Origin of the sequence: Escherichia sp. 20412-1 (genome assembly GCF_003027595.1) — a bacterium.
Taxonomy (GTDB): Bacteria; Pseudomonadota; Gammaproteobacteria; order Enterobacterales; family Enterobacteriaceae; genus Escherichia; species Escherichia marmotae.
In genome coordinates, this window is the sequence record NZ_PYQM01000035.1 from 1 (window position 1) to 26,859 (window position 26,859).

Annotated in this window: 28 protein-coding genes and 2 pseudogenes; 16 read left to right on the plus strand and 14 right to left on the minus strand. The window is 51.0% G+C overall.

Annotated features, from left to right (window positions below; translation table 11 throughout):
- Nucleotides 1-126: 126 nt before the first annotated feature.
- A pseudogene (locus C7B16_RS18630) lies at nucleotides 127-543 on the plus strand (ABC transporter ATP-binding protein); the annotation flags it as partial.
- Here the strand turns inward: C7B16_RS18630 and C7B16_RS18635 are convergent.
- From C7B16_RS18635 to cmtB, 6 genes are read right to left on the minus strand one after another with little or no spacing between them, the layout of a single operon-like run.
- The gene (locus C7B16_RS18635; protein WP_016249177.1) at nucleotides 515-1,228 is read right to left on the minus strand and encodes a nucleoside/nucleotide kinase family protein; all 714 of its coding nucleotides are present in this window, start codon (nucleotides 1,226-1,228) and stop codon (nucleotides 515-517) included. The pseudogene C7B16_RS18630 and the gene C7B16_RS18635 overlap by 29 nt on opposite strands.
- Nucleotides 1,225-1,734 carry a fumarase E gene (gene fumE, locus C7B16_RS18640; protein ID WP_107179988.1) on the minus strand — a complete coding sequence of 170 codons (510 nt, stop codon included), beginning with the start codon at nucleotides 1,732-1,734 and terminating at the stop codon, nucleotides 1,225-1,227. Before fumE ends, C7B16_RS18635 begins: the two co-directional genes overlap by 4 nt.
- 21 nt (nucleotides 1,735-1,755) lie before the next feature.
- The gene (glpX, locus tag C7B16_RS18645) at nucleotides 1,756-2,721 is read right to left on the minus strand and encodes a class II fructose-bisphosphatase (protein ID WP_016249178.1); all 966 of its coding nucleotides are present in this window, start codon (nucleotides 2,719-2,721) and stop codon (nucleotides 1,756-1,758) included.
- The gene (locus C7B16_RS18650) at nucleotides 2,718-3,995 is read right to left on the minus strand and encodes a zinc-binding dehydrogenase (protein ID WP_016249179.1); all 1,278 of its coding nucleotides are present in this window, start codon (nucleotides 3,993-3,995) and stop codon (nucleotides 2,718-2,720) included. Before C7B16_RS18650 ends, glpX begins: the two co-directional genes overlap by 4 nt.
- A gap of 14 nt (nucleotides 3,996-4,009) precedes the next feature.
- Nucleotides 4,010-5,398, minus strand: coding sequence for a PTS mannitol transporter subunit IICB (gene cmtA, locus C7B16_RS18655; RefSeq protein ID WP_107179989.1), 1,389 nt, complete (start codon nucleotides 5,396-5,398; stop codon nucleotides 4,010-4,012).
- A gap of 27 nt (nucleotides 5,399-5,425) precedes the next feature.
- Complete coding sequence (gene cmtB / locus C7B16_RS18660; protein WP_001236708.1) at nucleotides 5,426-5,869, minus strand: PTS mannitol transporter subunit IIA; 444 nt, start codon at nucleotides 5,867-5,869, stop codon at nucleotides 5,426-5,428.
- A 378-nt stretch (nucleotides 5,870-6,247) separates the two neighbouring features.
- On the opposite strand from cmtB, the gene C7B16_RS18670 reads away from it, so the two are divergent.
- Complete coding sequence (locus tag C7B16_RS18670; RefSeq protein ID WP_001517050.1) at nucleotides 6,248-7,156, plus strand: prohibitin family protein; 909 nt, start codon at nucleotides 6,248-6,250, stop codon at nucleotides 7,154-7,156.
- A 42-nt stretch (nucleotides 7,157-7,198) separates the two neighbouring features.
- Here the strand turns inward: C7B16_RS18670 and tkt are convergent, their stop codons facing one another.
- Entirely contained in the window at nucleotides 7,199-9,190 is a 1,992-nt protein-coding gene (gene tkt, locus C7B16_RS18675; RefSeq protein ID WP_001517051.1) for a transketolase, read from the minus strand.
- 277 nt (nucleotides 9,191-9,467) lie between these two features.
- Between tkt and loiP the strand changes: the two genes are divergently transcribed.
- Complete coding sequence (gene loiP / locus C7B16_RS18680; RefSeq protein ID WP_000701822.1) at nucleotides 9,468-10,226, plus strand: metalloprotease LoiP; 759 nt, start codon at nucleotides 9,468-9,470, stop codon at nucleotides 10,224-10,226.
- A 129-nt stretch (nucleotides 10,227-10,355) separates the two neighbouring features.
- On the opposite strand, the gene speB is transcribed toward loiP, so the two are convergent.
- The 6 genes and pseudogenes from speB to C7B16_RS25670 all read right to left on the minus strand — a co-directional run bounded on the left by speB (nucleotide 10,356) and on the right by C7B16_RS25670 (nucleotide 15,004).
- Nucleotides 10,356-11,276 (minus strand): agmatinase, encoded by a 921-nt coding sequence (gene speB / locus C7B16_RS18685; protein WP_000105566.1) that lies wholly within the window; start codon nucleotides 11,274-11,276, stop codon nucleotides 10,356-10,358.
- 135 nt (nucleotides 11,277-11,411) lie between these two features.
- Nucleotides 11,412-12,143, minus strand: a complete 732-nt coding sequence (locus C7B16_RS18690) for a hypothetical protein (RefSeq protein ID WP_000758927.1) — start codon at nucleotides 12,141-12,143, stop codon at nucleotides 11,412-11,414.
- A 145-nt stretch (nucleotides 12,144-12,288) separates the two neighbouring features.
- Nucleotides 12,289-14,265, minus strand: coding sequence for a biosynthetic arginine decarboxylase (speA, locus tag C7B16_RS18695; protein WP_016249181.1), 1,977 nt, complete (start codon nucleotides 14,263-14,265; stop codon nucleotides 12,289-12,291).
- Between the two features lie 8 nt (nucleotides 14,266-14,273).
- Nucleotides 14,274-14,405 carry an acid stress response protein YqgB gene (gene yqgB, locus C7B16_RS18700; RefSeq protein ID WP_001338822.1) on the minus strand — a complete coding sequence of 44 codons (132 nt, stop codon included), beginning with the start codon at nucleotides 14,403-14,405 and terminating at the stop codon, nucleotides 14,274-14,276.
- Nucleotides 14,406-14,498: 93 nt separating this feature from the next.
- The gene (yqgG, locus tag C7B16_RS25665) at nucleotides 14,499-14,642 is read right to left on the minus strand and encodes a protein YqgG (protein WP_269446598.1); all 144 of its coding nucleotides are present in this window, start codon (nucleotides 14,640-14,642) and stop codon (nucleotides 14,499-14,501) included.
- A gap of 110 nt (nucleotides 14,643-14,752) precedes the next feature.
- A pseudogene (locus C7B16_RS25670) lies at nucleotides 14,753-15,004 on the minus strand (hypothetical protein).
- A gap of 55 nt (nucleotides 15,005-15,059) precedes the next feature.
- Between C7B16_RS25670 and metK the strand changes: the two are divergent.
- From metK to ruvX, 8 genes are all read left to right on the plus strand, one after another.
- Nucleotides 15,060-16,214 carry a methionine adenosyltransferase gene (gene metK, locus C7B16_RS18715; protein WP_001062125.1) on the plus strand — a complete coding sequence of 385 codons (1,155 nt, stop codon included), beginning with the start codon at nucleotides 15,060-15,062 and terminating at the stop codon, nucleotides 16,212-16,214.
- 481 nt (nucleotides 16,215-16,695) lie between these two features.
- The gene (galP, locus tag C7B16_RS18720) at nucleotides 16,696-18,090 is read left to right on the plus strand and encodes a galactose/proton symporter (RefSeq protein WP_001517053.1); all 1,395 of its coding nucleotides are present in this window, start codon (nucleotides 16,696-16,698) and stop codon (nucleotides 18,088-18,090) included.
- 76 nt (nucleotides 18,091-18,166) lie between these two features.
- Nucleotides 18,167-18,664, plus strand: a complete 498-nt coding sequence (locus C7B16_RS18725; RefSeq protein WP_000856773.1) for a SprT family zinc-dependent metalloprotease — start codon at nucleotides 18,167-18,169, stop codon at nucleotides 18,662-18,664.
- Nucleotides 18,665-18,758: 94 nt separating this feature from the next.
- Nucleotides 18,759-19,466, plus strand: coding sequence for a deoxyribonuclease I (endA, locus tag C7B16_RS18730; protein ID WP_000286521.1), 708 nt, complete (start codon nucleotides 18,759-18,761; stop codon nucleotides 19,464-19,466).
- Between the two features lie 80 nt (nucleotides 19,467-19,546).
- Nucleotides 19,547-20,278 (plus strand): 16S rRNA (uracil(1498)-N(3))-methyltransferase, encoded by a 732-nt coding sequence (rsmE, locus tag C7B16_RS18735; protein ID WP_107179990.1) that lies wholly within the window; start codon nucleotides 19,547-19,549, stop codon nucleotides 20,276-20,278.
- Between the two features lie 12 nt (nucleotides 20,279-20,290).
- The gene (gene gshB / locus C7B16_RS18740) at nucleotides 20,291-21,241 is read left to right on the plus strand and encodes a glutathione synthase (RefSeq protein ID WP_000593301.1); all 951 of its coding nucleotides are present in this window, start codon (nucleotides 20,291-20,293) and stop codon (nucleotides 21,239-21,241) included.
- Nucleotides 21,242-21,349: 108 nt separating this feature from the next.
- Entirely contained in the window at nucleotides 21,350-21,913 is a 564-nt protein-coding gene (locus tag C7B16_RS18745) for a YqgE/AlgH family protein (RefSeq protein WP_010378695.1), read from the plus strand.
- The gene (gene ruvX, locus C7B16_RS18750) at nucleotides 21,913-22,329 is read left to right on the plus strand and encodes a Holliday junction resolvase RuvX (RefSeq protein WP_016249182.1); all 417 of its coding nucleotides are present in this window, start codon (nucleotides 21,913-21,915) and stop codon (nucleotides 22,327-22,329) included. The genes C7B16_RS18745 and ruvX overlap by 1 nt, the downstream gene beginning before the upstream one ends.
- 163 nt (nucleotides 22,330-22,492) lie before the next feature.
- Here ruvX and C7B16_RS18755 read toward each other — a convergent pair whose 3' ends face one another.
- The gene (locus C7B16_RS18755) at nucleotides 22,493-23,473 is read right to left on the minus strand and encodes a PilT/PilU family type 4a pilus ATPase (protein ID WP_001517057.1); all 981 of its coding nucleotides are present in this window, start codon (nucleotides 23,471-23,473) and stop codon (nucleotides 22,493-22,495) included.
- A 17-nt stretch (nucleotides 23,474-23,490) separates the two neighbouring features.
- On the opposite strand from C7B16_RS18755, the gene yggS reads away from it, so the two are divergent.
- From yggS to hemW, 5 genes are read left to right on the plus strand one after another with little or no spacing between them, the layout of a single operon-like run.
- Nucleotides 23,491-24,195, plus strand: a complete 705-nt coding sequence (gene yggS / locus C7B16_RS18760) for a pyridoxal phosphate homeostasis protein (RefSeq protein ID WP_107179991.1) — start codon at nucleotides 23,491-23,493, stop codon at nucleotides 24,193-24,195.
- Between the two features lie 17 nt (nucleotides 24,196-24,212).
- Entirely contained in the window at nucleotides 24,213-24,779 is a 567-nt protein-coding gene (gene yggT, locus C7B16_RS18765) for an osmotic shock tolerance protein YggT (RefSeq protein WP_001094831.1), read from the plus strand.
- Nucleotides 24,776-25,066 (plus strand): DUF167 family protein YggU, encoded by a 291-nt coding sequence (gene yggU / locus C7B16_RS18770; protein WP_001277217.1) that lies wholly within the window; start codon nucleotides 24,776-24,778, stop codon nucleotides 25,064-25,066. Before yggT ends, yggU begins: the two co-directional genes overlap by 4 nt.
- A gap of 7 nt (nucleotides 25,067-25,073) precedes the next feature.
- Nucleotides 25,074-25,667, plus strand: coding sequence for an XTP/dITP diphosphatase (locus C7B16_RS18775; RefSeq protein WP_001174757.1), 594 nt, complete (start codon nucleotides 25,074-25,076; stop codon nucleotides 25,665-25,667).
- On the plus strand, nucleotides 25,660-26,796 hold the full coding sequence (hemW, locus tag C7B16_RS18780; protein WP_107179992.1) for a radical SAM family heme chaperone HemW: 1,137 nt from the start codon (nucleotides 25,660-25,662) through the stop codon (nucleotides 26,794-26,796). The genes C7B16_RS18775 and hemW overlap by 8 nt, the downstream gene beginning before the upstream one ends.
- Nucleotides 26,797-26,859: the final 63 nt, after the last annotated feature.

A 26,859-nucleotide genomic window follows, 5' to 3' on the forward strand; every position in this document is an offset into this window, starting at 1 on the left:
ACCAGTTGAGCGGATTCGCGTTTAAACTCTGCGCTGAAATTTCTTTTTTTCATTGGAGCACCTGTGTTGTTCTGAGGTGAGCATATCACCTCTGTTCAGGTGGCCAAATTTAGTGTGCCACTACATAACCAGTTATTTCACAGTACCGTCGCGGAAGAGATCGCATTTGGTTTGAAACTGCAAAAATGCCCAACTGATGAAATTGCTCAACGCACCGACGCTATCCTGCAATGCTGTCAGTTAACAGATGTTGCCAGCGCTCATCCGTTAGATCTGCATAGCGCCCAGCGACGGATGGTGGCCGTCGCCTGCCTGGAAGCTCTCGCCCCGCCGCTGTTATTACTTGACGAACCGAGCCGGGATTTTGATGCCCAATGGCTGGCAGTATTTGAAAGCTGGCTGGAAAAGTGCCACCTTCGTGGCACGAGTGTGGTGGCAATCAGTCATGACGCCGCATTTACCCGGCGTCATTTTTCTCGCGTCATGCGACTGGAAGGTGGTGTAGTGAGGGAGGTCAATCTACCAGACAGTATTCACCGTTAGGCGTCATCATTAAGGTCAAATTTGCAGGTCGACTCTGTTCCAGCACCCGACGAACATTCGGCCCGTCGGTACGTTCATAAAAAGCTTCAGCATCTGCCTGCGATAATCCCCCCGCCAACTTGCGCCCCACCAGTCGTTCCCGTAACACAGATGCGGGCGCGTTGATAAATATCGAGAAATCACAAAATTGCGCTAACGTGCGCCACTGCTCGTCATCCAGCAATAGCCAGTTTCCTTCGACGATGACCAGCGGCGCGGTAACGTGCAACGCATCTTCTACCGGATCATGTTTTTGTCGATCATACTGCGGCCACGTACAGTCGCCTTGCACGGCCTGACGCAGATTTTCCGCCAGTTTCGCCACGTCAAACGTTTGCGGCGCGCCTTTATAAGGGCGAAGCTGATGCTCATCCAGCCAGATGTTGTAATGGTGAAAACCATCCATCGGGAGCGTCTGAATAGCGGGTAATTCGGGATCTTGTTGTGCGAGATATTCCCAGAAGGTAGTTAAGGTAGATTTACCCGTCCCTGGTGGAGCACTCAGAAATACCACCGTACGCCGCTGCGGGTTTACCGCCTGTAAAGCCGCCAGCATACGCAGTAGCGGTTTATGTACATTTTCAATTTCATCATCAGAGTACTGCGCCTGTACCTTTAGTCCATTCACCGTCAGTTCGATTTTCACGGCGTTAATTCCTTTAAAGTTGTCGTTACTGCCAGCGTCAGCGCCGTTTTGACCATTCCGCTAAAACGCGCCTCTGACCAGACCGCGAAATCAGCGAACTTCATCGCTTTCAACGCATCATAGAGGGAAGTATTACGGGTTATGCTATTAACGTTGCTGATAAAATCCCAGGTAATGTCATCGACAAATCCGGGCGTTCCATTCTGCTCGTTCAGGTAATGCCAGAATTGAGAAAAGTGCGTAATATCGGCGTACAGCCATTTATCCATTTTCCCCAGCGCATAAATCAAACGCAGCGCAACATCAATATCGTCAAGCGGGCCGCTTTGGGCGAGCAACGGCTTCACTGCATATTCCACGATCTCTTCATCGTTATCGACAAACAGCGACGGCAGAAACTGGCGTATCCCCTGGAGCAAAATGGCATGCGCAGTTTTCATAAATGACAATAAATTGTCCTGTGCATCCAGTTGCTCAAGCACATCATCTTCTGTCAGCGTCGCCATTCGTCTTCCGATAGATCACCATCAATGCAGGGAGTCTATTATATTACACGTTTGGTCTGCGCCACCGATCAGTAATGTCTGCGTCCGCACCCCATTCGCCGTCTGTTGTATACCGTTCACCAGCTCTCCGCCCGTCACACCCGTGGCGCTAAAGAGGATATTTTTATCTCTCACCAGTTCGTCGAGCGAGTACACACGGTTGACCTCAACCCCCATTTCCTTGCAACGCTGGCGCTCCTGTTGTGCAATCTGCCGATTTTCCGTGTAATCACCTTTGGCCTGACAAAAATCAATAAGCTCTGCCTGCATATCTCCGCCTAACGCTTTGACTGCACAGGCAGAAATAACGCCTTCTGGCGCACCACCGATGGTGTACATCACGTCGTAAGGATTATCCTGCCAGCAAGTCAGCACACTGGCAGCAACATCGCCATCCGGCAGGGCGAATACTTTCACGCCCAGTTGCGTCGCTTCTTCAATCGCGGCATGAAGACGGGGTTTATCCAGCGTAACCATGCGTAATCGATCCAATGGTTTGCCCAATGCTTTTGCCACATTGCGCAAGTTATCCGTCAGGGGCAAAGACAGATTAATCACTCCTGCAGCCAGTCGGTTAACGACCAGTTTTTTCATATACATATCGGGCGCGTGTAACAGGCTATCTCGTGGGGCGAAGGCCATTACTGCCAGGGCATTACTCTGCCCCATCGCCACCATCCGGGTGCCTTCAATCGGATCAACCGCGATATCGACTTCTGGCCCATCACCTTTGCCAACCTCTTCGCCAATCCACAGCATCGGCGCATGGTCAATTTCCCCCTCACCGATAACCACTCTCCCACGAAAAGCGACGTCGTTTAATGCCTGACGCATCGCGGTAACCGCCAGGCCATCAATTTTATTTTTGTCGCCACATCCGGTTTGCGGCCAGGCAGCCAACGCGGCCTGTTCCGTAACGCGAAATAATGGCCACGCAAGGGACATCATTGCGCAGCCTCCCCGATATCAACGCCAAATTGTGCCAGCAGATATTTCTCGGCCTGTTCATTCCAGATGCCGTGCGTTTCCTCAACCCGTCGCGCCAACTCTTTAAACAGCGGATCTGTTTTCCCTTTTTCGGCAAAATCGGCAATGGCGGTCAGCGGCATGGTGACGCCGTTATAAATGAGTTTTTTACCGCCGGGAATATCCGGCAAATTGAGTACGGTTTCTGGCACCGCATCCAGGCCACCAATATGGGTCACCATAAACGACGGCTGCAACTGCCCCGTGGCGCTAAGGGCAATCGCCTCTTTCATATCATCCGTAGAACCACCGGACGTCCCAACGACGTGAGTGCTGTTGTAATGCACGTTGTAAAAGTTAAACGGCACTTTGAAGTTTTTATCCGTTGGCCCGGCAAAGAAGTTCAGACAACCATCTTCCGCCAGCAATTCATCAGCCATCTCAACGACCGAAGGCACCGCCGCATAGACAAAAACATCATCGAACCCGACATCTCCTGTCAGCGACCGCAGCATCTGTACCGGATCGCTCATCCCTTTGGTATTCACGTATACCAGCTCAATCCCTTTGCTGGCCGCCATCTCCACCGGCAGCAGCTTCTGTACTTGTGCCAGCCGTTTTTCATCGATGTCGACCACTACCACCCGTGATGGTTGAATGCCGCCGTTAATGGCGTAATCGATAGCGCCAATTCCCATCGGGCCAGCACACGCCAGTAGCGCAATATTGCCGCCAGATTTGACGCCCATTCGATGCTCATAAACATATTGCGTAGTGTGATAATTAGCATGATAAGCGCCAATAATGCAGCACATCGGCTCCGCCAGCGACGCCGCAGCAAAATAAGAGCCGTGATACGGTAATACGCAGCCTAAATTAATCGCGATTTCAGGAATAATCATATAGGTGGCATTACCACCAAAATATTCGTAGCTGTATCCCGCAGAATATCCGCTGGGTAACCCCATCGCAGGCTGTAAAACAAATCGCTGACCTTTTTTATATTTGTCGGTAAGATTTTTACCCACTTCAACAATGACTCCGGCACATTCATGCCCGGTGATCGCCGGGTGATTTTCTAAATCGTCCGGCACCCGTTTATGTTCGCTACCAAGCAACGCCGCTTTCCAGGTGGATAAACAAACACTATCAGAAATTACACTGACCAGCAGTTCATTATCAGTAATTTCGGGTAACTCAAATTCACGCAGACGGATATCCCGCTTGCCATAAATAGCAGCAACTTTGGTTTTCATTTTTACCTCTGCAATCAGTTTTTATGTTCGGCGGTTAATTGATTAAATAAAGTGTCGAGTTTTGGATCGCCAATGTAGTTATTAATCAATATCAGCGGTTTATCCGTCACACGTTTCACTCGTCCTTCCAGACTGGCGTGAGTGACGACGATATCAGCATCCGAAGGCACGTTTTCTATGGCGTAATGTTTTACTTCAATGGTCAGTCCGGCTTTTTCCAGACGTTTGCGGAAGGTGGTTGCCCCCATTGCGCTGGAGCCCATTCCCGCATCACAAACAAAGGCAATACGTTTCACACGACTTAATGAAAATGCACCTTCCTGCTTCATAGCTTTTACCGCATTGGCTGACTCGGTGAACTCATCTTCGCTCTCCGTTTCCACCGTTTTTTCCATCTTCAGTATCAGGGATGTGATGACAAAGGACACCAGAGTACCGACCGTAACACCGGCAATTGTCGCCAGGAACGAGCCTTTCGGCGTCAGTGCCAGATAAGCAAAAATAGAACCCGGGCTAGGACCTGCCACCAGGCCGCCATCCAGCAAATTGAACATCCAGGTGCCAGACATACCGCCTGCAATCATGGCGATAATGGTCAACGGCTTCATCAATACATACGGAAAATACAGCTCGTGGATGCCACCGAGGAAGTGAATAATCATCGCACTAGGCGCAGAGCGTTTGCTCATCCCTTTACCAAACAGAGTGAATGCCAGCAGCAAGCCTAAACCCGGCCCAGGATTGGACGCCACCATAAAGAAGATAGATTTACCGTTAACCGATGCCTGCTGCATTCCCAACGGGTAATAGACGCCCTGATCGATCGCATTATTAAGGAAAAGCACTTTTGCCGGTTCATTGATGACTGACAGCAGAGGTAGATAACCCGCATGTACCAGCGCCTCAATACACTCTTTGACGAAAGTATTGGCAATTAACACTGCCGGACCGATGACTTCAAAGCCCAACAGGCAGAGGATCATCCCGGCAATACCTAATGAGAAGTTATTGATAACCATCTCAAAACCAGCAGGTATGCGTTTTTCCAGTGCTTTATCGACATATTTTATGACCAGACCACCTAACGGCCCCATGATCATCGAACCGAGAAACATCGGAATATCCGCACCGACGATCACACCAATCGTCCCTATTCCCCCCATGACCGCACCGCGTTTACCGCCGACCAGATGACCACCGGTAGAACCAATCATCACGGGCAATAAATAGGTAATCATGGGGCCAACAATTTTGGCGAAGTGTTCGTTAGGCATCCAACCCGTAGGAATAAATAAAGCAGTAATAAAACCCCAGGCAATGAAAGCACCGATATTGGGGATGACCATTGCAGTCAAAAAGCCACCAAAAGCCTGGACCTTTGCACGAGCAGACTTGTTTTCCATAATATTATCCTGTAGAGGAGAGAGTAATTATCCGCGGCTGATAATGTCCGCTAATTGTTTTTTTGATGTTGCTGTTAATAGTTGTTCGAGTATTTCTTCTTCGCACAGTAATTCACTTAACGCCTGAATAGCACCAATGTGCGAATCAGCATCGGCAGCAGAAAGCCCGATGAGTAATTTGATCGGTTCATCACTTCCGGGGAAACAAACTGGCTGTTCGAGTAATGTCAGTGACATCCCGGTTTTAAGCGCCCCACATTCCGGTCGTGCATGGGGCATTGCTACGCCCGGCGCGAGAATATAATAAGGCCCGTTGCGGGTAGTTGAGTCTTTAATAGACTGAATGTAATTCTCGTTGATATAATTTTTTGCTAACAATGACGCCATCGAAAAATCGATAACATCCTGCCAGTCTTTTGCTGAAGATATAACTGAGATTGATGATTCCGGGAAATAATCAATAAGCCGCATAAATTATCCTTATTTTATTTTTAGGGTGCTGTCCGGCGGTAAAAATAAAATACTCGTGCGACTTAATGAAAGCAATTGTGCACGTGAGAGCACAAACTCCACGAGCCAAAATAGCAAAGCATTAAATAACAATGACATAAAAATAATTTTACGCAAGTCAACTATATATTTGCTGTGTATGTCACACAATAGATATTTTATACGTTATTACATTCGTGATGCATATCACCATTTGTTTATTGAATGTTCGAAAACATACTTATTTCATTCGTTGGTTTTCCGCCATTCCCCCTTTATAGATTCTGAATTCTCGACTGTTGGCTGTTTTCTTCTCACCTCATGTGACATATTTCCACACTTTACTCAAGGAAGACTCACATGAAAGCACCTGTTTCAATAACCTCATTCCGCCCACAAAAATCGCTTGCCATCGCCATTGGCGTGCTTGCCGTTATTGTGCTGCCATTTCTGTCGTATTACACCGTGAATGAAGGTGAACGTGGTATTTTGTTGCGCTATGGAAAAATAGTAAAAGTTGCCGATCCGGGGCTGGGTTTTAAGATCCCGTTTATGGAAAGCGTAGAGAAAATTTCCACGCGTAATCAGGCTGTTGTCTATCAGGGATTACAGGCATACAGCCGCGACCAGCAACCCGCACAAATGACTGTGTCAGTCAGTTTCCATATTAAGCCTTCGGAAGCAGGCGCGGTTTATACCACCTACAACACCATTGAAGCATTAAAAGATCGCCTGATTGTTCGCCAGTTGCCAACCCAACTGGAGAACGTTTTCGGTCAATATACGGCCATCAGCGCTGTACAGGATCGCACGAAACTGGTTCAGGATCTGCAAAATGCAATGCGCAAAGCCGTTGTTGGTCCGGTGGTGATTGACGGGGTCCAGATTGAAAATATTGATTTTTCGGACGCTTATGAAAAATCAATTGAAGATCGTATGAAAGCGGAAGTCGCCATTGCCACACGGAAACAAAATCTGGAAACAGAGAAAATCCAGGCACAAATTGCGGTAACTCAGGCGCAGGCAGAAGCAGACAGTAAACTGGCGGCAGCCAAAGCAGAAGCAGAGACGATTCGCGTAAGAGGCGCGGCAGAAGCAGAAACTATTCGTTTAAAAAGTGGGGCTGAAGCAGAAGCTATCCGCCTGCGCGGTGAAGCTCTGCGAGATAACCCAGGGCTTGTTGCCCTTACCACTGCCGAACGCTGGGACGGAAAACTGCCCGATACCATGATCCCTGGCAGTACCGTTCCGTTTATCTCAACCAAATAAAAAAGAGCCGCATTTGCGGCTCTTCACACACCATAGTGTTAATTACAGCAGTTCTTTCGCTTTCGCTACCACGTTTTCAACGGTGAAGCCGAACTCTTCGAACAGTTGCTCTGCCGGAGCAGATTCACCAAAGGTGGTCATACCGACGATAGCACCGTTCAGGCCAACATACTTGTACCAGTAGTCAGCAATACCTGCTTCCACTGCAACGCGTGCGGTGACGGCTTTCGGCAGTACGGATTCACGGTAAGCCGCGTCCTGTTTGTCGAACACGTCGGTAGACGGCATGGAAACTACGCGCGCTTTCACGCCTTCAGCAGTCAGTTTTTCGTATGCTGCAACCGCCAGCTCGACTTCAGAACCGGTGGCGATGAAGATCAGTTCCGGTTGACCGGCACAATCTTTCAGCACGTAACCACCGCGCGCGATGTTTGCCAGTTGCTCTTCCGTACGTTCCTGCTGCGCCAGGTTCTGACGGGAGAGGATCAGCGCGGTCGGGCCGTCCTGACGCTCAACGCCATATTTCCACGCAACGGCGGATTCAACCTGGTCACACGGACGCCATGTAGACATGTTCGGGGTCACGCGCAGAGAAGCAACCTGCTCAACCGGCTGGTGAGTCGGGCCGTCTTCGCCCAGACCGATGGAGTCGTGGGTATAAACCATCACCTGACGCTGTTTCATCAGTGCAGCCATACGTACAGCGTTACGTGCGTATTCCACGAACATCAGGAAGGTGGAGGTGTACGGCAGGAAGCCACCGTGCAGGGAGATACCGTTGGCAATCGCGGTCATACCAAATTCGCGAACACCATAATGGATGTAGTTACCGGCAGCATCTTCGTTGATTGCCTTAGAGCCAGACCACAGGGTCAGGTTAGACGGAGCCAGGTCAGCGGAGCCGCCAAGGAATTCCGGCAACAGCGGACCGAATGCTTCGATGGCATTCTGAGACGCTTTACGGCTGGCAATTTTAGCCGGATTAGCCTGCAGTTTAGCAATGAACTCTTTCGCTTTCGCGTCGAAGTCAGACGGCATTTCACCTTTCATACGACGGGTAAATTCAGCCGCTTCTTGCGGGTAAGCTTTCGCGTAAGCCGCAAACTTCTCGTTCCATGCAGACTCTTTCGCCTGACCGGCTTCTTTCGCATCCCACTGAGCATAGATTTCAGACGGGATTTCGAACGGCGCGTATTTCCAGCCTAGCTGCTCACGAGTCAGTGCAATTTCCGCATCGCCCAGCGGCGCGCCGTGGGAGTCATGCGTACCGGCTTTGTTCGGGGAACCGAAACCAATGATAGTCTTGCACATCAGCAGAGACGGTTTGTCAGTCACTGCTCGCGCTTCTTCTACTGCGCGTTTAATAGCGGCAGCGTCGTGACCGTCAATACCGCGGATTACGTGCCAGCCGTAAGCTTCGAAACGCATTGCAGTGTCATCGGTGAACCAGCCTTCAACATGGCCATCGATAGAGATACCGTTGTCATCGTAGAACGCAATCAGTTTACCCAGCTTCAGCGTACCCGCCAGAGAGCAAACCTCGTGGGAAATGCCTTCCATCATGCAGCCGTCGCCCATGAAGGCGTAGGTGTAGTGGTCGACAATGTCGTGACCTGGACGGTTAAACTGCGCCGCCAGCGTTTTTTCTGCAATCGCCATACCGACTGCGTTAGCAATACCCTGACCCAACGGACCGGTGGTGGTTTCTACACCTGCGGTGTAACCCACTTCCGGGTGGCCCGGAGTTTTGGAGTGCAACTGACGGAAGTTCTTCAGCTCTTCCATTGGCAGATCATAACCAGTGAGGTGCAGCAGGCTGTAGATCAGCATGGAGCCGTGGCCGTTGGACAGCACGAAGCGGTCACGGTCAGCCCAGGACGGATTCTGCGGGTTGTGTTTCAGGAAATCACGCCACAGGACTTCGGCAATGTCAGCCATACCCATCGGGGCGCCCGGGTGACCGGATTTGGCTTTCTGTACTGCGTCCATGCTCAGCGCACGAATAGCATTGGCAAGCTCTTTACGTGAGGACATTTTGACTCCAGATCGGATGATGAAGGGCACGCCCTTAACGACTTGACGACAGCGCGTTTTGGGCTACGCCGGAAAATTTGCCAACAATTTACCGCAAGCCACGCGTCATGTACATGGAACATCCTTTTGCCGGTTCAGAAATCTCTGGATCATGCTCGCATGTTGCGCAATCTGCTCGCCCGTCCGCTGCGCTTTTCCTTATACTTAGACTGAGCGTCGATTCACCTGCAAACGGCGCATTTTTAGAATAATCCTGACTTTGTGCGGAAGAGAAAACATGAAAATTCGCGCCTTATTGATAGCAATGAGCGTGGCAACGGTATTGACCGGTTGCCAGAATATGGACTCCAGTGGGCTGCTCTCATCAGGAGCGGAAGCTTTTCAGGCTTACACTCTGAGTGATGCGCAGGTCAAAGCCCTGAGCGATCAGGCATGTCAGGAGATGGACAGTAAGGCGACGATTGCGCCAGCCAGTAGCGAATATGCTAAACGTCTGGCCACTATTGCCAACGCGCTGGGCAACAATATCAACGGTCAGCCGGTAAATTACAAAGTGTATATGGCAAAGGATGTGAACGCCTTTGCGATGGCCAACGGCTGCATCCGTGTTTATAGCGGACTGATGGATATGATGACTGATAACGAAGTCGAAGCGGTGATCGGTCACGAAATGGGACACGTGGCGTTAGGCCATGTGAAGAAAGGGATGCAGGTCGCGCTTGGAACAAACGCAGTGCGAGTAGCTGCGGCATCGGCGGGCGGGATTGTCGGTAGTTTATCTCAATCACAACTAGGCGATCTGGGCGAGAAATTAGTCAATTCGCAATTCTCCCAGCGTCAGGAAGCTGAGGCGGACGATTACTCCTATGACTTGCTGCGCCAACGCGGCATCAGTCCGGCAGGCCTTGCCACCAGCTTTGAAAAACTGGCGAAGCTGGAAGAAGGCCGTCAAAGCTCAATGTTTGACGACCATCCAGCATCCGCGGAGCGCGCCCAGCATATTCGCGACCGTATGAGCGCTGATGGGGTTAAGTAAGACCTGGTGGTGCCGAACGTAGGTCAGATAAGGCGTTTAGGCCGCATCTGACATATATGGCCAGAGCACATCGCCGGATGCGATGCTGGCGCATCTTATCCGGCCTACGGATGGCATCACATCCGGCGCTTACTCGCCCTTTTTCGCTGCCTGAATATACAGCATCTCCAGCGCCAGCGTTGCCGCTGCCAGAGCAGTGATTTCCGACTGATCGTATGCCGGAGCCACTTCCACTACGTCCATCCCAACGATGTTGAGATCTTTCAGGCCGCGTACCAGTTTAATGGCGCGATCGGAGGTCAGGCCGCCAATTACCGGCGTACCCGTTCCCGGCGCAAACGCAGGATCCAGGCAATCGATATCAAAAGTCAGGTAGACCGGCATATCACCAACAATCTGCTTCACCTGGGCGATAACGTCATCCACGCTGCGATCGTTCACCTGGCAGGCGTCCAGCACGGTAAAGCCGTTGTCTTTATCGAACTCAGTACGAATACCAATTTGCACGGAATGATTCGGGTCAATCAGACCTTCTTTCGGCGCGGTATAAAACATAGTGCCGTGGTCAAACTCACAACCGTTCGCGTAGGTATCGGTGTGGGCGTCAAAGTGTACCAGCGCCATTTTGCCAAAATGTTTAGCATGAGCACGCAGCAGCGGCAGCGTAACAAAGTGGTCACCACCGAAGGAGAGCATACGCTTACCGGCAGCCAGCAGCTTCTCAGCGTGCGCCTGCAGTTTCTCGCTCATTTCACGGGCATCACCGAAGGCATATACCAGATCACCACAGTCGACGACATTCAGACGTTCACGCATGTCGAAATTCCACGGGAAGCGGTTGTGTTCCCAGGCCAGATTAGTCGAAACCTGGCGAATAGCTGCCGGACCGTGACGCCCCCCCGCACGACCAGAAGTAGCCATATCGAACGGCACGCCGGTAATTACCCAGTCAGCATCGCTGTCATACGGCTGGAAGTTCATCGGCAGGCGTAAAAAACCAAAGGCGTTGGAAACCAGTGAGTTATCGTATTGATGACCTAAGGTGCTCATGGATGGACTCCTTTTACAAAGTCGATATAAAAAAACCCTTCCGCGTCGTTAGGCCCGACGAGGAAGGGTTGGATTTGCGAAACACAAGTTTGTGCTAATTATCGCCCTAAATGGGTGAAGCATCAAGCGGGGTTGCTATTTACGACACGGTGGTGGAGCATAGCCATTGTTGTCTGCCGGAAAGGCTTGTCCAGAGCACGGCGGTAGCGCATTTTTCGCTGAGCCTTGTAATTCAAAAGCGGCAAAACCAATCACCCCTGTGTTACGTACATCGCCTTGCGCCGAATTGGCGGCGTAGGAATCAGCAACGTTGGCAAACTGAAAAGCAGCTTCGGTATGTTTATCTTTACGGAAACCTTTAATCGCTAACGAATCACCGGCATTCACAATATAGCCATTGTTATTCAGCGAACCTTGCTTGCCGTTCAGAACATCCAGCCCATCAACTGTGGCAACGATCTCATAGTTAGTGTTACGGCTATAGTTACGAACATATAATTGATAATTCATTCCCACTCTGGCATGAACAATATATCGAGGTTTATTATTCGATGAATCATATACCCGCGTAATAGGAAGCGAATTAAAATTAGCATCGCGAATAGCATATTCCAGTTCGTTAATCCGAATGCTATAAACGCGGTCGTATCCGGAAGGAATGTTAGTCGAATAACTAATAACGATCATCTCTGCCGGATCGCGCCAGGCGCGTTCAGCAGATACGCCTTGAACCGTTGAGTGCACATCCCCGCCCCAGGCAGTGCCGACATTGCCAGATGCACTACTATTATACTGCGCATTACTGGAACAACCTGCAAGCAGTACGAACAATCCCACCAGCGCAACGCGTACTTTCCATTTTTTCATAACCGATCCCTCTGCATTTAATTAATGCAGCGATTGTAGGGAGATTATATTAGAAGGAAAGTAACCAGATTATTTTTAAGAATATATAAATAAAAAGCGAGCCGAATTAATCAATTAAATCGTCCCGCCAGCAGAATAATCTTAATTATTCATCTTCAAGGTAGGTATAACCGTACAAACCTGCCTCGAACTCTTCAAGGAACTGTTGTTGCAGTTCGGCATCAAGATCGGTTTTCTTCACCTGGTCACGGAACTGGGTTAACAACGTTTTTGGATCGAGCTGCACATATTGCAGCATATCCGCAACGGTATCGCCCTCGTCAGACAGCTCCACTTCTACGCTGCCGTCAGGGAAGACGAACACGTCAACCGCTTCGGTATCACCAAACAGATTGTGCATGTTGCCGAGGATCTCCTGATAGGCACCGACCATAAAGAAACCGAGCATCGGCGGATTCTCCGGATCGTACTCCGGCATTGGCATTGTCGTAGCAATGCCGTCACCATCGATATAGTGGTCGATGGCTCCATCAGAGTCACAGGTGATATCCAGCAGCACAGCGCGGCGTTCCGGCACTTGATCCAGCCCTTCCAGCGGCAGAACCGGGAACAACTGGTCGATACCCCATGCATCCGGCATCGACTGGAATAGCGAGAAGTTGACGTACATTTTGTCCGCCATACGCTCCTGTAATTCGTCGATAATCGGGCGATGGGCGCGGTTTTGCGGATCCAGTTGCTTCTGCACTTCATGACACATGCTCAAATAGAGCTGTTCTGCCCATGCACGTTCTTGCAGATTGTAAGTGCCAGAAGAATAACCAATATGGATATCGTGCAGATCCATCTGGCTATCATGCAGCCATTCACGCAGAGAGCGGCGAGTTCCCGGTTCGTGCATCTCCTGCCAGGTTTCCCACATGCTTTGCAGTGCGCGCGGCGCATCCTCTGCTGGTGCGGTTGGAACGGTGTATTCGTTACGTTCCACACCGATAATATTGGAAACCAGCACAGTGTGATGCGCAGTCACCGCACGACCCGATTCGGTGATCACCGTCGGATGTGGCAGACCATTCTCTTCACAGGCATCGCCAATTGCCCAGATAATGTTATTAGCGTATTCATTGAGGCCGTAGTTCACCGAACAATCGGATTGCGAACGGGTGCCTTCATAATCCACGCCCAGACCACCGCCAACGTCAAAGCACTGAATGTTGACGCCCAGCTTATGCAGCTCAACATAGAAGCGCGCAGATTCACGAACGCCTGTCGCGATATCGCGAATATTCGCCATCTGCGAACCGAGGTGGAAGTGCAGCAGTTGCAGGCTATCGAGACGTCCGGCTTCACGCAGTGTCTCAACCAGTTGCAGTACCTGGGTTGCCGCCAGACCGAACTTCGATTTTTCACCACCGGAAGACTGCCATTTACCAGACCCCTGCGAGGCCAGACGCGCACGTACGCCAAGACGAGGGATCACGTTCAGACGTTCCGCTTCATCCAGCACAATGGCGATTTCAGACATCTTCTCGATAACCAGATAAACCTTATGGCCCATCTTCTCGCCAATCAGCGCCAGGCGGATATATTCGCGGTCTTTATAGCCGTTACAGACGATGACGCTGCGGGTCATGCCAGCATGCGCCAGCACCGCCATCAACTCAGCTTTTGAACCTGCTTCCAGCCCCAGCGGTTCACCAGAATGAATCAAGGACTCAATCACGCGGCGGTGCTGGTTAACCTTGATCGGGTAAACGAGGAAGTAGTCACCGTTATAGCCATAGGATTCCCGCGCACGTTTAAACGCGGCGTTAATAGAACGCAAACGGTGCTGCAGGATCTGCGGAAAGCAGAACAGTGCAGGCAGGCGCTGGCCCTGCGCTTCGCGGGTCTTCACTAACTGCGCGAGATCAACGCGAGCTTCCGGGACGTCCGGGTCAGGGCACACGCTAATGTGACCCAGCTCGTTAACGTCATAGTAGTTATTGCCCCACCAGGCAATATTGTAAGTACGCAGCATCTTGCTGGCTTCCTGGGAGCTCATTGCAACCTCCTGCATGGAGCGTAGTACACCGTGTTCGCCCGCTGACGAAGGCAAACTCATAGACATGTCGTCAGACATAGCGAACCTCAAATTATTTTATTAAGTGTAAAACAGTTAACCACTATCGCAGCCTGAAACTGCGATAACAACCCATAAGCACACGGATTTTCCAGCAGCGTATGCTGACGCTCCGACTGCGCAACCGGTTTCTTTTTCATAACATTATTAAGCACATAACCGAACGTAAGTGTGACAGTCCGGCGAAACCACGAGAAAACTCTTGTATTTACAAGAGCGCCCTTGTTCAGTCATCAGTAACTGTTGCCAGCTCTTGAATCCTGAGAAGCGCCGAGATGGGTATAACATCGGCAGGTATGCAATGCAGAGATGCAGAGTGCGGGGAACGAATCTACACCAGAACGGTGCGACAGATTAAGCAGCAGACAACGATTCATTATTTCGTATCACCTCCACGGCCGCCTGCGAAGACGAACCAACAAGCTAAAACACTGATTTCAACCCGGCTGGAAGTGGCAACACGAAAGGAACGTCGTGTGCTTTTTATTTAAGCCGCGCGCCGCGTTTTATACCCCACAATGGCAGAAAATTGCAAAAGATAAATACACAGAATGCCAGCATTGTCAGGAAAAATTTCCAGCTACGTTTTTAACGGAATGAGATACGCTTCAAAAAAAAGTGGAAATCGGATGACGTCTTGACCTAAAATAGCCATCCAGATGTTAATCCATCCATACTGATTAACACTCAGACTGCCAGTGTTTTTAACCTGCAGAGTCGTGGAAGGAGCCATTACCACAGAAAATCCACACAACAGTTTGAGCTAACTAAATTCTCTTTAGGTGATATTAAATATGGCAAAACACCTTTTTACGTCCGAGTCCGTCTCTGAAGGGCATCCTGACAAAATTGCTGACCAAATCTCTGATGCCGTTTTAGATGCGATCCTCGAACAGGATCCGAAAGCACGTGTTGCTTGCGAAACCTACGTAAAAACCGGCATGGTTTTAGTTGGTGGTGAAATCACCACCAGCGCCTGGGTGGACATTGAAGAGATCACCCGTAACACCGTTCGCGAAATTGGCTATGTGCATTCCGACATGGGCTTTGACGCTAACTCTTGTGCGGTTCTGAGCGCTATCGGCAAACAGTCCCCTGACATTAACCAGGGCGTTGATCGTGCTGATCCGCTGGAACAAGGCGCTGGCGACCAGGGTCTGATGTTTGGCTATGCCACCAACGAAACCGATGTGCTGATGCCAGCGCCAATCACCTATGCACACCGTCTGGTACAACGTCAGGCTGAAGTGCGTAAAAACGGCACTCTGCCGTGGCTGCGCCCGGACGCAAAAAGCCAGGTTACTTTCCAGTATGACGACGGCAAAATCGTTGGCATCGATGCAGTAGTGCTTTCCACCCAGCACTCTGAAGATATCGATCAGAAATCCCTGCAAGAAGCGGTAATGGAAGAGATCATTAAGCCGATCCTGCCAGCAGAATGGCTGACTTCCGCAACCAAATTCTTCATCAACCCGACCGGACGTTTTGTTATCGGCGGCCCGATGGGTGACTGCGGTCTGACGGGGCGTAAAATTATCGTTGATACCTACGGCGGCATGGCTCGTCACGGTGGCGGCGCGTTTTCTGGTAAAGATCCATCCAAAGTGGACCGTTCCGCAGCTTACGCAGCACGCTATGTTGCGAAAAACATCGTGGCAGCGGGTCTGGCTGACCGTTGTGAAATTCAGGTTTCCTACGCGATCGGCGTGGCTGAACCGACTTCCATCATGGTAGAAACTTTCGGTACTGAGAAAGTCCCTACTGAACAACTGACCCTGCTGGTGCGCGAGTTCTTCGACCTGCGTCCATACGGTCTGATTAAGATGCTGGATCTGCTGCACCCAATCTATAAAGATACCGCTGCATATGGTCACTTTGGTCGCGAGCATTTCCCGTGGGAAAAAACCGACAAAGCGCAGCTACTGCGCGATGCCGCCGGTCTGAAATAATCTTTCATCCCCGCTTTCTAAGGCCAGCCTCGCACTGGCCTTTTTCTTTTCTAAAAAATGCCCAATGCGCTACGCTTACCAGGCCTACAACTATTGCTACATGTAGGCTGGCTAAAACGTTCACGCCGCATCCGGCAAAAGCCGCCCACACGATAGCAACATTCCGTTGCTGAACACGTTTATCCGCAGTTCATCACAACAACTGAAACCGATTACACCAACCATAGCAACCCAGTATTTATAATATTTTCATCATATTATTCAGTTTTCATGATTGTTACATTTCTTTTCAGCAAAGTCTTAATTGCAGATAACTTCGCTTAATCTATGATGTTATAACTCAATTGTTTTCATGTACTTAAATTATAACCACTATAAATGTTAGTGTAAGCGATTACACTGATGTGACATGCTTCACATCTTTTTGCGTCGTACTCACCTATCTTAATTCACAATAAAAAATAACATATTGGAGGGCATCATGCCTGACGCTAAAAAACAGGGGCGGTCAAACAAGGCAATGACGTTTTTCGTCTGCTTCCTTGCCGCTCTGGCGGGATTACTCTTTGGCCTGGATATCGGTGTAATTGCTGGCGCACTGCCGTTTATTGCAGATGAATTCCAGATTACCTCGCACACGCAAGAATGGGTCGTAAGCTCCATGATGTTTGGTGCGGCAGTCGGTGCGGTGGGTAGCGGCTGGCTCTCTTTTAAACTCGGACGTAAAAAGAGCCTGATGATCGGCGCTATTCTGTTTGTTGCTGGTTCGCTGTTCTCAGCCGCAGCGCCAAACGTTGAAGTACTGATTCTTTCTCGCGTTCTGCTGGGTCTGGCGGTGGGTGTTGCTTCCTATACCGCGCCACTATACCTCTCCGAAATTGCGCCAGAGAAAATTCGTGGCAGTATGATCTCGATGTATCAGTTGATGATTACCATCGGCATTCTCGGCGCTTATCTTTCTGATACCGCCTTCAGCTACACCGGCGCATGGCGCTGGATGCTGGGTGTGATTATCATCCCGGCAATTCTGCTACTGATTGGTGTTTTCTTCCTGCCAGACAGCCCACGTTGGTTTGCCGCCAAACGCCGTTTTGTTGATGCCGAACGCGTGCTGCTGCGCCTGCGCGACACCAGCGCGGAAGCGAAACGCGAACTGGATGAAATCCGTGAAAGTTTGCAGGTCAAACAGAGCGGTTGGGCACTGTTTAAAGAAAACAGCAACTTCCGTCGTGCGGTATTCCTTGGCGTGCTGTTACAGGTGATGCAGCAATTCACCGGGATGAACGTCATCATGTATTACGCGCCCAAAATCTTCGAACTGGCGGGTTATACCAATACTACCGAGCAAATGTGGGGGACAGTGATCGTTGGTCTGACCAACGTACTCGCCACCTTTATCGCTATTGGTCTGGTTGACCGTTGGGGACGGAAACCGACGCTGACGCTGGGCTTCATGGTAATGGCTGCTGGCATGGGCATACTGGGTACGATGATGCATATCGGTATCCACTCACCGTCGGCGCAGTATTTTGCCATTGCCATGCTGCTGATGTTTATTGTCGGTTTTGCCATGAGCGCAGGTCCGTTGATTTGGGTACTGTGTTCTGAAATTCAGCCGCTGAAAGGCCGCGATTTTGGCATCACCTGCTCCACCGCCACCAACTGGATTGCCAACATGATCGTCGGCGCAACGTTCCTGACTATGCTCAACACGCTGGGCAACGCCAACACCTTCTGGGTGTATGCGGCTCTGAACGTGTTGTTTATCCTGCTGACATTGTGGCTGGTACCGGAAACCAAACACGTTTCGCTGGAACACATTGAACGTAATCTGATGAAGGGTCGTAAACTGCGCGAAATCGGCGCTCACGATTAATCGTCTCTGGCTTCCTCCCGTCGCGGAGGAAGCCACCTCTTGCAGTCATCTTTTCTTCGCTTTATCCTCAGCCGCTATGAAAACGCCCCGTCTCCCTATCGCCATCCAACAGGCCGTTATGCGTCGTCTGCGGGAAAAACTCGCCCAGGCCAACCTGAAGCTGGAGCGTAATTACCCGGAGCCAAAAATCGCTTACACCCAGCGTGGTACATCCGCCGGTACTGCCTGGCTGGACAGCTATGAAATTCGTCTCAATCCGGTGCTGTTGATGGAAAACAGCGAAGCTTTTATAGAAGAAGTCGTACCGCACGAGCTGGCGCATTTACTGGTGTGGAAACACTTTGGTCGCGTGGCACCGCATGGCAAAGAGTGGAAATGGATGATGGAAAGTGTGCTGGGTGTTCCCGCCCGCCGCACGCATCAATTTGAGCTACAATCCGTACGCCGCAACACCTTCCCCTACCGCTGTAAATGCCAGGAGCATCAGCTTACCGTGCGCCGCCATAACCGTGTGGTGCGTGGAGAGGCCGTCTATCGCTGCGTTCATTGCGGCGAACAACTGGTTGCGAAATAACCACCTGAACTATCAGGAACTTTCCTGATCTGGCTGATTGCATAGTAAAACAACTTTCGCTACGTTGCTGGCTCGTTTTAACACGGAGTAAATGATGTACCGTTATTTGTCTGTTGCTGCGGTGATACTGAGCGCAGCATTTTCCGGCCAGGTATTGGCCGAAGGCATCAATAGTTTTTCCCAGGCGAAAAATGCGGCAGTAAAAGTCTATGCTGACGCACCGGGAACATTTTACTGCGGCTGTAAAATCAACTGGCAGGGTAAAAAAGGCGTTGTGGATCTGGAGTCATGCGGATATCAGGTACGCAAAAATGAAAATCGCGCCAGTCGTGTGGAGTGGGAACACGTGGTTCCCGCCTGGCAGTTCGGCCACCAGCGTCAATGCTGGCAAGACGGCGGACGTAAAAACTGCGCCAAAGATCCGGTTTATCGCAAAATGGAAAGCGATATGCATAACCTGCAGCCCTCGATAGGCGAAGTGAACGGCGATCGCGGCAACTTTATGTACAGTCAGTGGAATGGTGGCGAGGGTCAGTATGGACAGTGCGCCATGAAGGTGGATTTCAAAGAAAAAGTGGCGGAACCACCAGCTCATACGCGAGGCATCATTGCCAGAACTTATTTCTATATGCGTGACCAGTACAACCTGACACTCTCACGCCAGCAAACGCAACTGTTTAACGCCTGGAACAAGATGTATCCGGTCACCGATTGGGAGTGCGAGCGCGACGAACGCATTGCAAAGGTGCAAGGCAATCATAACCCGTATGTGCAACGCGCTTGCCAGGCGCAAAAGAGCTAACCTACACTAGCGGGATTCTTTTTGTTAAACCCCTACCCCACGCAGGCAACTGCGTGGGGAGACGACGCGGATTTTTAACCATGCGTATCCCCCGCATTTATCATCCTGAACCATTAATCAGCAACTCGCACATTGCACTTTGCGAAGATGCCGCTAACCATATCGGCCGTGTACTGCGTATGGGGCCTGGTCAGGCGTTACAGTTATTTGACGGTAGCAACCAGGTCTTTGACGCAGAGATTACCAGCGCCAGCAAAAAAAGCGTGGAAGTTAACGTGCTGGAAGGTCAGCTCGACGATCGTGAATCGCCTCTGCATATTCATCTCGGTCAGGTAATGTCACGCGGTGAAAAAATGGAATTCACTATCCAGAAATCGATCGAACTTGGAGTAAGCCTCATTACGCCACTTTTTTCTGAACGCTGCGGCGTTAAACTGGATAACGAACGTCTGAACAAGAAGCTCCAGCAGTGGCAGAAAATTGCGATTGCCGCCTGCGAGCAGTGTGGTCGTAACCGGGTGCCGGAGATCCGTCCTGCAATGGATCTGGAAGCCTGGTGTGCAGAGCAAGATGAAGGACTGAAACTGAATCTTCACCCGCGCGCCAGTAACAGCATTAACACGCTGCCGTTGCCGGTCGAACGCATCCGCCTGCTGATTGGCCCGGAAGGCGGATTATCAGCAGATGAAATTGCCATGACTGCCCGCTATCAATTTACTGATATCCTGCTGGGACCTCGCGTTTTGCGTACAGAGACAACTGCGCTCACCGCCATAACTGCGCTACAAGTACGTTTTGGTGATCTGGGCTAACGGAGAAAAATAATGATCAAGCTCGGCATCGTGATGGACCCCATCGCAAGCATCAACATCAAGAAAGATTCCAGTTTCGCTATGTTGCTGGAAGCACAACGTCGTGGTTACGAACTTCACTATATGGAGATGGGCGATCTCTATTTGATCAATGGTGAGGCTCGCGCTCGTACCCGTACTTTGAGCGTCGAACAGAACTACGATAAATGGTACGAGTTCACGGGTGAGCAGGATCTGCAACTGGCCGATCTCGACGTGATCCTGATGCGTAAAGATCCGCCGTTTGATACCGAGTTTATCTACGCCACTTATATTCTGGAACGTGCTGAAGAGAAAGGAACGTTGATCGTTAACAAGCCACAGAGCCTGCGCGACTGTAACGAAAAACTGTTTACCGCCTGGTTCTCTGACTTAACACCAGAAACGCTGGTCACGCGTAATAAAGCACAGTTGAAAGCGTTCTGGGAAAAGCACACCGACATTATCCTTAAACCGCTGGACGGCATGGGTGGCGCGTCGATTTTCCGCGTGAAAGAAGGCGATCCGAACCTCGGCGTGATTGCCGAAACCCTGACTGAGCACGGTACTCGCTACTGTATGGCGCAAAATTACCTGCCTGCCATTAAAGATGGCGACAAACGCGTTCTGGTGGTGGATGGCGAGCCAGTACCGTACTGCCTGGCGCGTATTCCGCAGGGTGGCGAAACCCGTGGCAATCTGGCTGCCGGTGGTCGCGGCGAACCTCGTCCGCTAACTGAAAGTGACTGGAAAATCGCCCGCCAGGTAGGGCCGACGCTGAAAGAAAAAGGGCTAATTTTTGTTGGCCTGGATATTATCGGAGACCGCCTGACTGAAATTAACGTCACCAGCCCAACCTGTATTCGTGAGATTGAAGCAGAGTTTCCGGTCTCGATCACCGGAATGCTAATGGATGCCATCGAAGCACGTTTACAGCAACGATAACCCAGCTTAACGAGAGGGATCTCGTTGAGACTATGAGTGACAGCGCCCGTCTTTCCACGCATACTGGGCGCTGTTGCTTTTTTGAACCAGGAAACAGAACCTCTGACAATGAATTTACAGCATCACTTTCTTATTGCCATGCCTGCTCTCCAGGATCCGATTTTCCGTCGTTCGGTGGTCTACATTTGCGAACATAATCCAGAGGGTGCAATGGGGATTATCATTAACAAGCCTCTGGAAAATCTTAAAATTGAAGGGATTCTGGAAAAATTAAAGATCACGCCGGAGCCGCGTGATGAGTCAATCCGTCTGGACAAGCCTGTTATGCTCGGTGGCCCACTGGCTGAAGATCGTGGGTTTATTTTGCATACTCCACCATCAAATTTTACTTCCAGTATTCGCATTTCAGACAACACGGTGATGACCACTTCCCGTGATGTGCTGGAAACGCTCGGCACCGATAAACAACCCTCTGACGTGATGGTTGCGTTGGGTTACTCCTCCTGGGATAAAGGCCAACTGGAACAAGAAATTCTCGACAACGCCTGGCTAACCGCTCCGGCAGATCTGAATATTCTGTTCAAAACACCGATAGCCGACCGCTGGCGCGATGCGGCAAGGCTGATTGGTGTTGATATTCTTACCATGCCTGATGTGGCGGGACACGCCTGATGAGCGGGACTTTACTTGCCTTCGACTTCGGCACCAAAAGCATTGGCGTAGCGGTTGGTCAACGCATTACTGGCACCGCTCGCCCTTTGCCTGCGATTAAAGCGCAGGACGGTACGCCGGACTGGAATATTATCGAGCGTTTGTTGAAAGAGTGGCAGCCAGACGAAATCATCGTCGGTTTGCCGCTGAACATGGACGGCACCGAACAACCGCTAACCGCCCGGGCGCGTAAATTCGCCAACCGTATTCATGGTCGTTTCGGTGTTGAAGTAAAGCTACATGACGAACGTCTTAGCACCGTGGAAGCGCGTTCCGACCTGTTTGAACAGGGCGGTTATCGGGCGCTCAACAAAGGCAAAGTCGACTCTGCCTCTGCGGTTATCATTCTCGAAAGTTATTTTGAGCAGGGATATTAAGGCGATTTGCAAGCCTGGCAAATTGTAGATAGCGTCATCGCCCATCTTGCCGGATGCGGCGTAAACGCCTTATCCGGCCTACATTTGGCAGCGATTGTAGGTCTGATAAGACGCGTCAGCGTCGCATCAGGCATATTTACGATGCTAATCAGCCGCTTTAGCCTCACAAGCGCCCTTCTTTCACCCGCTGCTGATAACTCTGCTGAAAAGTTAACATCCCCACCTGCTGCCCGGTTTGAATAACATGTGGCAACTGGTGGGTTTTCCCTTCGCGTATCAAATTCCCCACCGCTGGCGTGTTAATCAACAATTCAAACAGCGCCACGCGCCCTTCCTGCTTATCCACTTCCAGCTTTTGTGACAACACCGCCCGCAAACTACCGGCCAGTTGATTACGCACGGGATCTTTTTCCTGTGCCGGAAATGAATCTACCAGCCGCTCGACCGCCTGCGCTGCACCGCGCGTATGTAAGGTTGCCAGCACCAGATGCCCGGTTTCTGCCGCCGTCAGCGCCAGACGGATTGTCTCGCTATCACGCAGCTCTCCGAGCAATATCACATCGGGATCTTCCCGCAATGCCGCACGTAATCCCGATGCAAACGTCATACAGTGCAAACCAATCTCTCGCTGCTGGATCAAGCATCGCTGGCTGGCATAGAGATATTCAACAGGATCTTCCAGCGTCAGAATATGCGCATCGGCATGTTGATTGAGATAACCAACCATCGCCGCCAGTGTGGTCGATTTGCCGCTCCCCGTCGCTCCCGTCACCAGAATCAGGCCATTCTCGCTATTGAGTAATTCCGGCAATACCGGCGGCGCGCCAAGTTGTTCGAGCTGCGGGCAATGCGCAGGTAACAACCGTAACGCCAGAGAAATGCCTTGCCGCTGCGCAAACGCACTGCCTCGTAGCCGCTGGTTTTCAGCCAGCGATACCGCAAAATCAAGCTGGCCATTCTCAAGCAATATCGCCCGTTGATCGTCATCCAGCCACTCCCGCAACAACTCTTCGACGTCTGGCGCGTCAAACGGCGCGACCTCCATTCTCCCTCGAATGCGCCATCGTGCTGGCCAGGCGCTGCACAGGTGTAGATCCGAGACGTTATGCTTTACACTAAGGGTCACAATTTCTTCCATATTCATACTAAGATCCTCAGAAAATGAACGATATTGCGCATAACCTGGCACAGGTTCGGGACAAAATCTCAACGGCTGCAACGCGTTGCGGCCGTTCTCCAGAAGAAATTACGCTGCTTGCAGTCAGTAAAACAAAACCTGCGAGCGCCATCGCAGAAGCCATCGACGCCGGGCAGCGTCAATTTGGTGAAAACTATGTTCAGGAAGGGGTAGATAAAATTCGCCACTTTCAGGAACTGGGCGTAACAGGATTAGAGTGGCATTTTATTGGCCCGTTGCAGTCTAATAAAAGCCGCCTGGTGGCAGAGCATTTCGACTGGTGTCATACCATCGACCGTTTGCGTATCGCCACCCGTCTTAACGATCAGCGTCCGGCAGAACTTCCCCCTCTTAACGTACTGATTCAAATCAACATTAGCGATGAAAACAGTAAGTCAGGCATTCAACTGGCAGAGCTGGACGAGCTGGCAGCAGCGGTCACAGAACTACCGCGTTTACGCCTGCGCGGGCTAATGGCGATCCCCGCGCCAGAGTCAGAATATGTAAGGCAGTTTGAAGTTGCACGCCAAATGGCTGTAGCATTTGCCGGACTGAAAACGAGCTACCCGCATGTCGACACCCTCTCTCTGGGGATGTCAGATGATATGGAAGCCGCCATTGCGGCAGGTAGCACGATGGTTCGCATCGGCACTGCTATCTTTGGTGCACGTGATTACTCTAAAAAATAAGGAATTAAAGGAACGCCATGAATACGTTGACTTTCCTGCTTTCAACGGTCATTGAGCTGTATACCATGGTGCTGTTATTACGCATCTGGATGCAGTGGGCTCATTGTGATTTTTATAACCCCTTCTCACAGTTTGTGGTGAAGGTGACGCAGCCGATTATCGGGCCACTGCGCCGCGTTATTCCGGCAATGGGGCCGATTGACAGCGCCTCACTGCTGGTGGCGTACATTTTGAGTTTCATCAAAGCCATCGTCCTGTTCAAAGTCGTAACCTTCCTGCCGATCATCTGGATTGCCGGTTTGCTGATTCTGCTGAAAACTATCGGCCTGCTGATCTTCTGGGTACTGCTGGTGATGGCGATAATGAGCTGGGTAAGTCAGGGTCGCAGCCCAATTGAATATGTGCTGATCCAGCTTGCCGATCCGCTACTGCGTCCGATTCGCCGCCTGCTACCGGCAATGGGAGGGATTGATTTCTCACCAATGATCCTCGTACTGCTGCTGTATGTCATCAATATGGGTGTCGCAGAAGTATTACAGGCAACCGGAAACATGCTGCTGCCGGGGCTGTGGATGGCGTTATGAGTGCCGTAACAGTAAACGATGACGGTCTGGTATTACGGCTTTATATCCAGCCGAAAGCCAGCCGTGATTCTATTGTCGGTTTACATGGCGACGAAGTAAAAGTCGCCATTACCGCACCGCCGGTCGACGGCCAGGCCAACAACCATCTGGTGAAGTTTCTCGGTAAGCAGTTCCGGGTCGCGAAAAGCCAGGTGGTGATTGAAAAAGGCGAACTTGGCCGCCACAAACAAATTAAAATCATTAATCCGCAACAAATCCCGCCAGAAATCGCGGCGTTAATTAATTAGGTATCCTATGCAAAAAGTTGTCCTCGCAACCGGCAATGCCGGTAAAGTGCGTGAGCTGGCGTCGCTGCTTAGCGACTTCGGTCTTGATATCGTGGCCCAAACGGAACTTGGCGTCGATTCCGCCGAAGAGACCGGCCTGACCTTTATCGAAAACGCGATCCTGAAAGCGCGCCACGCGGCAAAAGCGACCGGTTTACCGGCGATTGCCGACGATTCCGGTCTGGCGGTTGATGCGCTTGGCGGAGCGCCGGGTATTTACTCCGCTCGTTATTCCGGTGAAGACGCAACCGATCAAAAGAATCTGCAAAAACTGCTGGAAACCCTGAAAGACGTACCGGACGACCAACGTCAGGCACGTTTCCACTGCGTGCTGGTGTATCTGCGTCATGCGGAAGATCCGACTCCGCTGGTGTGCCACGGTTGCTGGCCTGGCGTGATTACCCGTGAACCTGCTGGTACTGGTGGCTTTGGTTATGATCCGATTTTCTTCGTGCCTTCTGAAGGCAAAACCGCTGCCGAACTGACTCGCGAAGAGAAGAGTGCCATTTCCCACCGTGGTCAGGCGTTGAAACTGCTGCTGGACGCGCTACGTAATGGTTAAGTTACCGCCGCTCAGTCTCTACATTCACATCCCGTGGTGTGTGCAGAAATGCCCGTACTGCGATTTCAACTCTCACGCGTTGAAAGGAGAAGTGCCGCACGACGATTATGTTCAGCATCTGCTTAACGATCTGGACAATGATGTGGCTTATGCTCAGGGTCGTGAAGTGCAGACAATATTTATTGGCGGTGGTACGCCGAGCCTGCTTTCTGGCCCGGCGATGCAAACGCTGCTGGACGGCGTGCGTGCGCGTTTGCCGCTGGCAGCGGATGCAGAAATTACTATGGAAGCGAATCCTGGTACGGTAGAAGCCGATCGCTTTGTTGATTATCAGCGTGCCGGTGTGAACCGCATCTCCATTGGTGTGCAGAGTTTTAGCGAAGAAAAGCTGAAACGACTTGGACGCATTCATGGCCCGCAAGAAGCGAAACGGGCAGCGAATCTGGCAAGCGGGCTGGGGCTGCGTAGTTTTAATCTTGATTTGATGCACGGGTTGCCTGATCAATCACTGGAAGAGGCGCTTGGCGATCTGCGCCAGGCCATTGAACTGAATCCGCCGCATCTTTCCTGGTATCAGTTGACCATCGAACCCAATACGTTGTTTGGTTCGCGACCACCGGTGCTACCGGACGACGACGCACTGTGGGATATTTTCGAACAGGGGCATCAGTTATTAACCGCAGCGGGTTATCAGCAATATGAAACCTCCGCTTACGCCAAACCGGGTTATCAATGCCAACACAATCTCAACTACTGGCGATTTGGTGACTACCTCGGCATCGGCTGCGGCGCGCATGGCAAAGTGACCTTCCCGGACGGGCGCATTCTGCGTACCACCAAAACGCGTCACCCGCGTGGTTTTATGCAGGGGCGTTATCTGGAAAGCCAGCGTGATGTAGAAGCCGCTGATAAGCCGTTCGAGTTCTTTATGAATCGCTTCCGTTTGCTGGAGGTCGCGCCACGCGTGGAGTTTAGCCAGTATACCGGCCTTTGCGAAGAAGTGATTCGCTCTCAGTTAGACAAGGCTATCGCTCAGGGTTATCTCACCGAATGTGCGGATTACTGGCAGATAACGGAACATGGGAAGTTGTTTTTAAATTCACTGCTGGAACTGTTTCTGGCCGAGTAAACTTGTTCTGCCGGATGCGGCGTAAACGCCACATCCGGCTACAAGCCATGCATCATCGCAAAA